Genomic DNA, 12375 nt, shown 5'->3' with positions numbered 1-12375 from the left:
CCTTTTTTTGAGTTTTCGGCACCGTTGACATGAAAGTTGAAACCCCGTATAATTGATAACAAAGAAAGTCATATACAGGAGGATGATAATTCTATGCTTATTGCAGGAAATGACGAAGAAAAGAGAAATAGATTATGGAATTATGCCATGAGGGGAGCGACGATACTGATACTCATCGTGGCAGTGTTTTTCTTATATAAAGGATTCTTTGGCAATCCGCTGGAAGGAACCTGGAAGCAGGAGGACAGTGACATGATTCTGGAAATCGGGGGGAAGAATCAGGCAAATCTTGTATGGGATAATCTGATCGAGAATCAGACACTGACTGTGGATATGGAGTATTCGCTGGATAAATCTAACAAAGAGATCACCTTCCAGATCCATCAGGACGCTCTGGAAGCGGCTGCGAAGAAGCTGGATGGCGGTGCCTCGGCCGAGGACATTGAATCTGCCGTCAGTTCCATGCAGACCAAATTCCATTACAGTGTGGACGGAAGGGAACTGACATTGACAGAATGGGATTATGGGGATCAGATGTTCTTTACAAAAGGAAAATAACCGGCATCTGGAACGTTTGAACGTAAGATTTGAGTATATAGATTTGAGAAAGGAAGACGGAAGATGACGAGAAACGATACAAAAGTAATCCGGATCGGCAACTGCCGGATCGGAGGCGGGAATCCGGTTGCGATTCAGTCTATGACGAATACAAAGACGGAGGATGTGGATGCCACAGTGAGCCAGATTCTGGCACTGGAACGGGCAGGATGTGATATTATACGCTGTGCGGTTCCGACAATGGAGGCGGCAGAGGCTTTAAAAGAGATCAAGAAACAGATCCATATCCCGCTGGTTGCGGATATTCATTTTGATTACAGACTTGCAATCGCGGCGATCGAGAACGGTGCAGATAAGATCCGGATCAATCCGGGAAATATTGGAAGCGAGGACCGGGTAAGAGCCGTAGTTGAAAAGGCCAAAGAATACAATGTGCCGATTCGTGTGGGCGTAAACAGCGGCTCTCTGGAAAAAGAGCTGGTTGAAAAATACGGAGGCGTGACTGCGGAAGGAATCGTGGAAAGCGCATTGGACAAAGTTCATATGATTGAGCGGATGGGATATCAGAATCTGGTGGTCAGCATCAAATCTTCTGATGTCATGATGTGTGTGAAAGCACATGAACTGATTGCGAAGGAATGTCCGTACCCGCTGCATGTGGGGATTACCGAATCCGGAACGCTGATGTCCGGCAATATCAAATCCGCTGTCGGACTTGGAATTATTCTCCATGAGGGAATCGGGGACACGATCCGGGTATCTCTGACCGGAGATCCGCTGGAAGAGATCAAGAGTGCGAAGCTGATCCTTAAAACACTCGGTCTTCGTACTGGCGGGATCGAAGTGGTGTCTTGCCCGACCTGCGGAAGGACCCGGATTGATCTGATCTCTCTGGCGAATCAGGTAGAGACGATGGTGGCGGAATTTCCGCTGGATATCAAGGTTGCGGTTATGGGCTGTGTAGTAAATGGCCCGGGTGAGGCAAAAGAAGCAGATATCGGGATTGCAGGGGGAATCGGAGAAGGTCTTCTGATCAAAAAAGGCGAGATCATCAGAAAGGTGAAAGAAGAAGAGCTTCTGGATGCACTTAGAGACGAATTGGTACATTGGGGCGAATAGAGAATGACGAAATTATTTTTTGATGTATTTCCAACATTAAAACTGGATAGTGACAGCCAGGCGCTGTTTCGGGAGGTAGAGGTGACGAAAATCACCTCTACTTCTGCGAAAGACCATATTAAGGTACATATTTTCAGTACGCATCTGATTCCGAAGAAAACGGTGTATGACATCGAGCGTCAGATTGAGATGCAGCTCTTCTCGGGAATGGGGATTCCGGTGACGATTCTGGAAGAGTATCGCCTGTCGGGACTTTATACGCCGGAGAATCTGATGGAAGCGTATCGGGACAGCATTCTCTTTGAACTGGAACAGCGGAGTGTTCTGGAAAAAAACATGTTTCAGAAAGCGAAAATAGGATATGAAGGTGAGAATGTGATTCTCCTTACGCTGGCGGATACGATCGTGGCCGAGGGAAGGACAGATGCACTCTCCGCTTATCTAAAAGCTCTTTTTGAAGAAAGATTTCACGTTCCGGTGGAAATCCGGGTGGATTATGAGAAAGTCAAAGAGAGCAAATACCGCAAGTTCAATGAGATGCAGCTTCAGCAGGAAGTGGATGCGATCCTGGAACGGAACCACACCCTTCAGGCACAGCACGCAGCCGGCAAGGAGGAACATGCAGGAGACGCATCCGGAGGCGGCTCGTCTGAAAAGAAGCAGCAGACCGGGAAGAAGAAAGAGAACGAGGCAGGCAAGCAGGATACGAAGAAGCAGGAAAAGACCGAGGCAAAATCTCCGGAGCCAAAACAGGATTTTGCCGGAAAGACCGGTGGATTCAAAGGCAGCAAAGGCGGCGGAACATTCCAGAAGCGGGATTATCCGCTGAAACGTTCAGACGATCCGAATGTGATCTACGGGCGTGATTTTGATGATACGCCGATTGAATTAAAACAGGTCGTATCGGAAATGGGAGAGATTACAATTCGCGGACAGGTCATCAGTTTTGATACCCGCGAGATCCGGAATGAAAAGACGATCATCATGTTTGCGGTGACGGATTTTACCGATACGATCATGGTCAAAATGTTCACCCGGAACGATCAGCTTCCGGAGCTTCTTGCAGAGATCAAAACGGGTGTGTTCCTGAAGGTAAAAGGGGTTACTACGATCGATAAATTTGACGGGGAACTGACGATTGGCTCTGTAACAGGAATCCGTAAGGCAACAGACATCCGTGTTGGAAGAAAGGATAAATACCCGGAGAAGCGGGTGGAGCTGCACTGCCATACCAAAATGAGTGATATGGATGGAGTATCCGAGGCAACAGCGCTGGTGAAAAGAGCACATTCCTGGGGACACCCGGCCATTGCAATCACCGATCACGGAGTCGTACAGGCATTTCCGGATGCGAACCATTTCATCGAGGGGCTGGATAAAGACGATCCCTTCAAAGTCATCTACGGTGTGGAGGGATATCTGGTGGATGATCTGACCGAGATTGCCAAAGGAGCCGGAAGTCAGAGCCTGGATGATACCTATGTCGTGTTTGATATTGAGACGACCGGTTTCTCCGCAATCTCGGACCGGATTATCGAAATCGGTGCGGTGAAGGTGGAACACGGAGTCATCACGGACAAATTCAGTACCTTTGTCAATCCCGGAAGGCCGATTCCGTTTAAGATTACCGAGCTGACCAGCATCACGGACGAGATGGTCATGGATTATCCGGGCATTGAGGTGATCCTTCCGCAGTTCCTGGAATTCGTGGGTGACGCGCCTCTGGTGGCGCATAATGCCGGATTCGATGTGGGATTTATCGAACAGAACTGTCGTTATCAGGATATTGAACCGCATTTTGTGTCGGTCGATACCGTAGCACTGGCACGTGTCCTTTTGCCGTCCCTGTCCAAATATAAGCTGGACGTGGTGGCAAAAGCGCTGGATATTTCTCTGGAAAATCATCATCGTGCGGTGGATGATGCAGGTGCGACGGCGGAGATCTTTGTAAAATTTATTGAAATGTTAAAAGAACGTGACATCACAACACTGAAAGGTGTGAACCGTTTTGGAAATCTGAATCCGGATGCGATCCGGAAGCTTCCGACGTATCATGTCATCATTCTTGCCAAAAACGATCTTGGAAGAGTGAATTTATACACGCTTGTTTCGCTGTCCCACCTGACTTATTACGGAAGACGGCCGAGAATTCCCAAAAGTGTACTAAACCAATACCGGGAAGGATTGATCGTGGGCAGTGCCTGCGAGGCCGGGGAGCTTTATCAGGCACTCCTGAATGGAAAATCCGATGAGACCATTGCGAAGATCGTGGATTTCTATGATTATTTGGAGATTCAGCCGTTGGGAAATAATGCATTTATGATCGATAGCGATAAGGTCAGTGCGATCAATTCCATGGAGGATGTCAAGGACATGAACCGGAAGATCGTTCGGCTGGGAGAACAGTTCCATAAGCCGGTCGTGGCAACCTGTGATGTGCATTTCATGGATCCGGACGATGAAGTTTACCGCCGTATCATTATGGCGGGAAAAGGTTTCTCAGACGCGGACCAGCAGGCACCTCTCTATCTTCGGACGACGGAAGAAATGCTGGAAGAATTTGCCTATCTGGGCTCCGAGAAGGCATATGAAGTGGTAATTGCAAATACGAATAAAATTGCCAATATGATTGAGAAGATCTCACCGGTGAGGCCGGACAAATGCCCGCCGGTCATTGAGAATTCCGATCAGCTTCTGACGGACATCTGTTATACTAAGGCGTACTCCATGTATGGCAATCCGCTCCCGGAAATCGTAGAAGAACGATTGAAAAGGGAGCTGCATTCCATTATTTCCAATGGATTTGCCGTTATGTATATCATTGCACAGAAACTGGTATGGAAATCAAACGAAGACGGATATCTGGTTGGTTCCCGTGGTTCCGTAGGGTCCTCTTTTGTGGCGACCATGTCCGGAATTACGGAGGTGAATCCGCTGTCCCCGCATTACTATTGCCAGAAATGTCATTACAGTGATTTCACTTCGGATGAGGTGCGAAAATATGCCGGAGGATGCGGGCACGATATGCCGGACAAGCTGTGCCCGGTCTGTGGGGAAAAGCTGATCAAAGACGGATTTGACATTCCATTTGAGACTTTCCTCGGATTTAAGGGAAACAAAGAGCCGGATATCGACTTGAACTTCTCCGGGGATTATCAGAGTAAAGCGCATAAATACACGGAAGTTATTTTTGGTCAAGGTCAGACCTTCCGTGCAGGAACGATCGCGGCCCTGGCTGATAAGACGGCGTACGGGTATGTAAAAAATTATTATGAAGAGCGGGGCGACCGCAAACGGAATTGTGAGATTGACCGAATTGTACAGGGATGCACGGGGATCCGGCGAAGTACCGGGCAGCATCCGGGAGGAATTGTTGTCCTTCCGCACGGCGAGGATATCAACTCTTTTACCCCGATTCAGCATCCGGCAAATGATATGACGACGGACATTATTACGACGCATTTTGATTACCATTCCATTGACCACAACCTGCTGAAATTAGATATTCTCGGACACGATGATCCGACGATGATCAAGACCCTGGAGGAGCTGATCAATTCCGATTCCATGGACACCGGTTATGATGGAGTGAACCGTATTTTTAAGGCGACGGATATCCCGCTTGATGATCCGGGAGTTATGTCCCTTTTTGCGGGAACTGAGGCACTGGGAATCAAACCGGAGGATATCGACGGGTGTCCGGTGGGATGCCTTGGAATTCCGGAGTTCGGAACGGATTTCGTTATTCAGATGGTCGTGGACACCAAACCCAAGACCTTATCCGATCTGATCCGTATTTCCGGACTTTCACACGGAACCGACGTGTGGCTGAATAACGCGCAGACTCTGATCGAAGAAGGAAAAGCAACGATTTCTACGGCAATCTGTACCCGAGACGACATTATGACCTACCTGATCAATAAAGGACTGGACAGTGAGGAATCCTTTACGATCATGGAACGTGTGCGTAAGGGGACTGTGGCGAAAGGAAAATGTAAAGAATGGCCGGAGTTTAAAAAAGATATGCTGGAGCATGATGTGCCGGAATGGTATATCTGGTCCTGTGAGAAAATCAAATACATGTTCCCGAAGGCACATGCGGCGGCATACGTCATGATGGCGTACCGAATCGCCTACTGTAAATTGAATTACCCGCTTGCCTATTATGCGGCTTATTTTGGTATCCGTGCGTCTGCGTTCTCTTATGAACTGATGGGGCAGGGAAAAGATAAGCTTTTATATCACATGAAAGAGTATAAGCGCCGGGCGGAATTAAATCAGCTCAGTAAAAAAGATCAGGATACACTGAAGGATATGAAAAATGTATTGGAAATGTACGCGAGAGGTTTCGAATTTTTGCCAATCGATATCTATGAATCAGCAGCAACAAAATTCAAGATCGTGGACGGAAAGCTCCTGCCTCCTTTAAACACCATTGAAGGAATGGGGGATAAAGCTGCAGAAGCTGTGGAGATTGCTTCCAAGAATGGCCCATATCTATCAAAAGACGATTTCAGACAGCGCACGAAAGTCAGCAAAACAGTCATTGATCTGATGGATGAGATGGGGCTTCTCGGAGATCTTCCGGAAACCAATCAGCTTTCACTTTTTGACTTTACATAAGCTATATTGGAGTACTTGTCTTGTCCCGAAATAAAAAAGGAATCGTATATTTTACGATTCCTTTTTTCCCTCATCTAAATTCATGTATGTCTTTTAAATATTTAAATAAAATTGCGATTTACATATATAAAAGGTACACCAAATTTTGATTACAGCTTTGTTACGTTCACTGCCTGAGGTCCCTTTTCGCCCTGGAAAATCTCAAATTCTACTTCCTGACCTTCTTCAAGGCTCTTGTATCCTTCCATGTTCAGTCCGCTGTAATGAACGAAAATATCATTACCGGCTTCGTCAGAGATGAATCCATAGCCTTTTTGGTTGTTAAACCATTTTACGGTGCCCTTGTTCATCGGTACTACCTCCATTATAGATTTGTGGATAACGAGCATCAACCGTTACCAAAGTGTATATATTCTATACTACTTTATCATGCATTTGTAAATTCGTCAATAGTTGCATGATAAATGCGCAAAAAACTATGTGATTATAACAAAAAGCAAAAAAAATTAGCGATTTTTCATTGTGTGAAAATGCATTATCCTTTACAATGATAGAAAAGAAAGAAAATTTGGAGGGAATCTTGTATGAGAATATCTACGAAAGGAATATATGCATTAGAAATAGTAGCAGACCTTGCCATGCATTCGACAGAGGATTCCTGGGAAAGCCTTAAAAATATTGCGAATCGTCGAAACCTTTCAGAAAAATATTTGGAACGTATTATGAAAGGACTGAAAGACAATGGGGTCGTTGTCAGCGTACGCGGGGCGTATGGCGGATACTGTCTTGCAAAAAATGCGGAAGAAATTACAGCATATGATGTGTTGGCAGCAGTGGAAGATGAAATGATTCCCGTATCCTGTCTCGGAGAGAAAGGGGAATGCGACAGGAATAATGGCACATGTGCTGTGCAGGAAGTGTGGCAGCAGCTCTGGGAGAGAATACAGAAGACTACAGAGAAGGTCACACTTCAGGATATTGTTGACGAAGTGGAAAAAATGAACAATGAAACGTAGAGAGGTATGTTATGAAAGTCTCTAAAAAAGCAAGATATGGGTTAAGAGCGTTAGTGGATCTGGCGGTTCACATTCAGGAATGCCCGGTGCCTCTGGTGGAGATTGCCAAGCGGCAGGAGATGTCTCTGAATTATCTGGAACAGGTATTGGGTGCATTGAGAAAAGCCGGGATCGTGAAGAGTATGAAAGGGCCAAAAGGAGGTTATTCGTTAGATAAAGAACCGAAAGAAATCACGGTAGAAGAAATATTGGCTGCAGTAGAGGGAAAATTCTGCATTGTCGAAAAAAAAGAGGAGAAAGAACTGGACGCGCTCCAGAGAGCGATCAGAAAACTGGTTTGGGATCAGATTGATGAGGATGTGATTGCCTTGCTTCAGGATATGACACTTGCCGAAATTGCGGATAAAGCAAGTGAATCTGAGAAAAAATTGAAAACGGAATCCGGTGTTGACGCGAACAGGGAAATGTGAGTATAATAAGTTAGCAATGAGAAAGAGACAAAGAGAAGAATGGCGGTGCCTTTTCCGGTATTGCCATAAGGAATATAGATTATGAATTTGCTGACTATGGAACATGTAACCAAATCCTACACAGATCGAATCCTGCTGAATGATGTCGGATTTGGAATCAATGAAAATGAGAAAATCGGTGTGATTGGAATCAACGGGATGGGGAAATCGACACTTTTGAAGGTGGCGGCACAGATAGAACCATATGATTCGGGAAAAATCAGCATGGGGAATCATGTGAAGATTTGTTACCTTCCCCAGACACCGGTTTTTGCGGAAGGAACGACGATTCTTCGGGCAGCGGTCGAGGGAAATACCGATGAGATGAATCGATGGACGATTGAGGCCGAAGCAAAATCGATGCTGAATCAGCTTGGATTCACGGATTATAATGAAAAGATCGAGCATATGTCGGGGGGACAGAAGAAGCGGGTTGCGCTGGTTCAGGCACTGCTGACGCCGGCAGACATCCTGATTCTGGATGAGCCGACCAACCACCTGGATCATGCAATGTCAGAATGGTTGGAAGAGTATCTGATACGCTTTCGGGGCGCCATTTTGATGGTGACACATGACCGCTATTTTCTGGACCGGGTGGTGAACCGGATCGTAGAGGTGGATAAAGGGAAATTGTACAGTTATCCGGGAAATTATTCGGAATTTGTGCGCCTGAAAGAAGAACGAGAAAGCATGGAACTGGCGACAGAGAGAAAGCGGAAAAGTCTGCTCAGGACGGAGCTGGAATGGCTGCATAGAGGCGCGAGAGCGCGCAGTACAAAGCAGAAAGCACATATTGACCGGATCAAAGCGATGCAGGAGATGAAGGACATTCAGGCAGAACGCCGGGTTCAGTTTGACTCGGCGGCATCCCGCATGGGAAATAAGACAATTGAATTGTCCGGAATTTCAAAGTCATATGGGGAAAGATGCCTGATTCGGGATTATTCCTATATTTTTCTGCGCAATGACCGGATTGGGATCATCGGACCGAACGGATGTGGTAAATCCACATTGCTTAAGATCATTAACGGGATCGCGAAGCCGGACAGAGGAACAGTGGAAGTGGGACAGACCATCCGCATGGGTTATTTTTCCCAGGAAAATGAATATATGGATACATCACTTAAAGTGATCGATTATATCAAAGAAGTGGGAGAATACATCACCACATCGGACGGTAAGATCACAGCTTCACAGATGCTGGAACGTTTTTTATTTGACGGAGCGATGCAGTGGTCTCCGATCGAGAAGCTTTCAGGAGGAGAAAGGCGGAGGTTGTATTTGCTGCGTATTCTGATGGGAGCACCGAATGTGCTGATTCTGGATGAGCCGACTAACGATCTGGATATTCAGACGCTCACGATTCTGGAGGATTATCTGGATCATTTTGCGGGAATTATCATTATCGTCTCACATGACCGGTATTTTCTGGATCGGACGGTGAACCGTATTTTTGCGTTTGAAGGAGACGGAGTGATCCGGCAGTCCGAAGGCGGATATTCGGATTATCTGATCCGGAAAGAGCTGGAGACCATTTCGGAAGATGAAGACGGCAGGCGTGGTGCCATTCCGAACAAGAATAATAGAGACGGCACCGGAACGACGGAAAATCAGAAACAACCCGCCAAAGACACATGGAAACAGCGTGAGAAAAAACTTAGATTTACCTATAAAGAACAGAAAGAATTCGAAACGATTGATGACGATATTGCCAGATTGGAAGCAAAAATTGAAAATCTGGACGAAGAGATTCTGAAAAATGCAACAAACTCTCTTCGCCTTGGCGAACTTATAGCTGAGAAAGAAGGGGTGGAAGCAGAATTAGAAGAGAAGATGGAGCGCTGGGTTTATTTAAATGATCTGAATGAGCGCATACAGGAAGCGAAAGAATGATTTAGTTTAGGAGGTAACAGCTATGTGGAACAGACAGGAACTAAAAATGAGAGGGAAAATGGCGTTTAAACGCAACTATGGTGCAGCAGTTGCGGTTGCACTTCTGATGGGAATTATTTCCCTGATCTTCGGAGGCGGAAATGTCACAGAAAGACTTCAGTATTCGGATACAGTCGAGTATTCCGGTTCAGCATCTCAAAATGTGATTGAGGACTTCCTGAGTTCACCGAAAGGAATGTTGTTTGCAGGAATTGCTACATCGATCGTGCTTGTGATGGCACTGGTCGGAATGGTGCTTCAGTATCTGGTGGAAAACGTACTGATCGTCGGTGGATCACGTTTCTTCGTATTGAACCAGACCGAAAGACCGGGAGTAGGGACGATGCTCGATCCGTTCAGATCAGGACATTACGGCAACGTTGTACTGACTATGTTTCTTAGAGACTTGTATGTGTTCCTGTGGTCACTTCTTCTCGTGGTACCGGGAATCGTGAAATCTTACGAATATAAAATGGTCCCGTACATCCTTGCCGAGAATCCGGGAATGGACAGAAAAGAAGCATTCCTGATCAGCAAACAGATGATGGAAGGCCAGAAATGGGAGGCATTTGTGCTTGATCTTTCCTTCATCGGATGGAATATTTTATCTGTATTTACATGCGGAATTCTGTCCGTGCTTTATGTAGAACCGTATTATCAGGCAACGATTGCTGAGATGTATTCATTTAATAAAATGAGAGCATATCAGCAGGGATTTATCCGATAAGTGACTGGTAGGGTGGCTGGTGGGGGATACGTCCCCATCAGCCACCTTTTACTTTTTATTTTGCAGCATTCTTGGCATATTTTGTTGTAACAAGTTTTTCATATGGTGTTCTTTCTTCCAGCTCTCCGGCACTTTGCAGGATATCCTGCAGAAGTTCGAAGCTTTCTTTTTCAAAAATCAGATTCTCTTTCCAGGTATCCTGTTCATAATAACGTCTGACGATGGCGGTGATGGTTTCAAGATCGTTCTCCTTGAATTGTGGAGCAATGACTTCGGCGATTTCTTCCGGGGTATGTGTCTGGACGTAATCCATACCTTTTTGAAGCGCATTGGTGAAACTTTGGATCACATCCGAGTTTCCTTTCATATAGCTGCTTTTTGCACTGTAGGCTGTGTAGGGAACGTAACCGGAATCTACACCGAGTGATGCTACGACATAACCGGCATTCTGCTGTTCCAGTGTGGTTGCTGCAGGTTCGAACTCGATCGTGAAGTCTCCCTGACCGCCGGAAAATGCGGCGGCGGTGGAACCGAAATCGATGCTTTGATTGATGGTCAGGTCTTTGGAAGGATCAATTCCATTTTGTTTGAGGATATACTCGAATACCATTTCCGGCATGCCACCTTTTCGGCCACCCAACACATCTTTCCCTTTCAAATCATCCCAGGAGAAATCCGCCATTTCTTCCCTTGCGACAAGAAAGTTCCCGGCTCTTTGTGTAAGCTGCGCGAAGTTGACGATCACATCATTTGCACCTTCCTGATACGTGTAGATGGAAGATTCGCTTCCCATGAATCCGATATCGGCCTCCCCGGAAAGAACGGCGGTCATGACTTTATCTGCTCCAAAACCAGTGATGAGTTGGAGAGAAATTCCTTCTTCCTCAAAATACCCTTCTTCGATTGCCACGTATTGCGGTGCATAGAAGATAGAATGTGCAACTTCATTTAGAGTAACTTCCGTCATTTTTTTGTGAGCAGTGTTTTCGGAATTGCTTTCAGTGGCAGCAGGAACGGCAGCGGGATCACTGCTTTCATTTGCCGAGCATGCAGGGAGCAGGCTTACGAGAAGTATGCCTGCCAGTAAGAATGAGATGGTTTTCTTTTTCATAGTATCCTCCTGAACAAAAAAGTATCTGATTTAAGGTATGCACGGGATGGGGGAATGTGAGAAAATATTGACGAATATGGGGATTTGCCTGTTGAATTTAGATGTAACATCTTTTTATTTTGTGTATAATATAAACTGAACATGACATACAGATGTCGTGTTATGGATGGTATAATGAATCAGGAAGTGAACGTGATATGAAAATAGATAGGCTTATCGGTATTCTTTCTATCCTTTTGCAGGAAGAGAAAATTACTGCTCCGGAATTGGCAGAAAGATTTGAGGTTTCAAGAAGAACGATAAACAGAGATATTGAAGATTTATGTAGGGCCGGCATTCCGATTTTTACATCACAGGGTGCGGGCGGCGGCATCAGCATTATGGATGGTTATAGGATGGATCGGACGATTCTGACATCTAGGGATATGCAGATGATTCTGGCAGGTCTTCGAAGTCTTGACAGTGTGAGTGGAAGCCATTATTATGGGCAGCTTATGGAAAAACTCAAGGCTGGATCATCGGATGTTATTGGTACATCTATGGATATTGTCTGCTTAGGAATGACTATCGGATGTTCAAATTGAATCGAATGGCAGAACTGGTGCATGCCAGCGATTTTGAAAAATCTGGATAATTGAACAGGACTCTATGCTTAAAATGGTGTGGGACATTTGTTGTCTGCAGAGAAAATTCCTGCATTGCTCGCTGGGATACGGGAAATAATCTTCCGGATTTATCTGTGATAGTTGAACTTGCTGATTTTTATGATGTTGATCTAAA

General features: G+C 45.7%; 9 protein-coding genes and 1 pseudogene. 8 read left to right on the top strand and 2 right to left on the bottom strand.

The window, feature by feature from the left end:
• Nucleotides 1-93: 93 nt before the first annotated feature.
• The 3 genes from ACTNBR_RS03800 to ACTNBR_RS03790 all read left to right on the top strand — a co-directional run bounded on the left by ACTNBR_RS03800 (nt 94) and on the right by ACTNBR_RS03790 (nt 6300).
• Nucleotides 94-558 (top strand): hypothetical protein, encoded by a 465-nt coding sequence (locus ACTNBR_RS03800; protein ID WP_441016049.1) that lies wholly within the window; start codon nt 94-96, stop codon nt 556-558.
• A gap of 63 nt (nt 559-621) precedes the next feature.
• Nucleotides 622-1677 (top strand): flavodoxin-dependent (E)-4-hydroxy-3-methylbut-2-enyl-diphosphate synthase, encoded by a 1056-nt coding sequence (gene ispG / locus ACTNBR_RS03795; protein ID WP_441016046.1) that lies wholly within the window; start codon nt 622-624, stop codon nt 1675-1677.
• Nucleotides 1678-1680: 3 nt separating this feature from the next.
• Entirely contained in the window at nt 1681-6300 is a 4620-nt protein-coding gene (locus ACTNBR_RS03790) for a PolC-type DNA polymerase III (RefSeq protein ID WP_427819694.1), read from the top strand.
• A gap of 149 nt (nt 6301-6449) precedes the next feature.
• Here ACTNBR_RS03790 and ACTNBR_RS03785 read toward each other — a convergent pair whose 3' ends face one another.
• Entirely contained in the window at nt 6450-6650 is a 201-nt protein-coding gene (locus ACTNBR_RS03785) for a cold-shock protein (RefSeq protein WP_427805649.1), read from the bottom strand.
• Nucleotides 6651-6884: 234 nt separating this feature from the next.
• On the opposite strand from ACTNBR_RS03785, the gene ACTNBR_RS03780 reads away from it, so the two are divergent.
• From ACTNBR_RS03780 to ACTNBR_RS03765, 4 genes are all read left to right on the top strand, one after another.
• Nucleotides 6885-7316: an RrF2 family transcriptional regulator gene (locus tag ACTNBR_RS03780; RefSeq protein ID WP_427805650.1), complete on the top strand. Its 432-nt coding sequence runs from the start codon at nt 6885-6887 to the stop codon at nt 7314-7316.
• Nucleotides 7317-7327: 11 nt separating this feature from the next.
• Complete coding sequence (locus ACTNBR_RS03775) at nt 7328-7786, top strand: RrF2 family transcriptional regulator (protein ID WP_427805651.1); 459 nt, start codon at nt 7328-7330, stop codon at nt 7784-7786.
• A gap of 81 nt (nt 7787-7867) precedes the next feature.
• Nucleotides 7868-9718, top strand: coding sequence for an ABC-F family ATP-binding cassette domain-containing protein (locus ACTNBR_RS03770; protein ID WP_441016043.1), 1851 nt, complete (start codon nt 7868-7870; stop codon nt 9716-9718).
• A gap of 22 nt (nt 9719-9740) precedes the next feature.
• Nucleotides 9741-10484 carry a DUF975 family protein gene (locus ACTNBR_RS03765; protein ID WP_427805653.1) on the top strand — a complete coding sequence of 248 codons (744 nt, stop codon included), beginning with the start codon at nt 9741-9743 and terminating at the stop codon, nt 10482-10484.
• Nucleotides 10485-10539: 55 nt separating this feature from the next.
• Here the strand turns inward: ACTNBR_RS03765 and ACTNBR_RS03760 are convergent, their stop codons facing one another.
• On the bottom strand, nt 10540-11595 hold the full coding sequence (locus tag ACTNBR_RS03760; protein ID WP_441016040.1) for an ABC transporter substrate-binding protein: 1056 nt from the start codon (nt 11593-11595) through the stop codon (nt 10540-10542).
• Between the two features lie 197 nt (nt 11596-11792).
• On the opposite strand from ACTNBR_RS03760, the pseudogene ACTNBR_RS03755 reads away from it, so the two are divergent.
• Nucleotides 11793-12196 (top strand): annotated as a pseudogene (locus tag ACTNBR_RS03755) (helix-turn-helix transcriptional regulator); the annotation flags it as partial.
• Between the last annotated feature and the right edge of the window lie 179 nt (nt 12197-12375).

Origin of the sequence: Bariatricus sp. HCP28S3_F11, from assembly GCF_052065395.1 — a bacterium.
Taxonomy (GTDB): Bacteria; Bacillota; Clostridia; order Lachnospirales; family Lachnospiraceae; genus Allocoprococcus.
The sequence above is the reverse complement of the archived record's forward strand: the minus strand, read 5'-3'. Positions and strand labels throughout refer to the sequence as shown.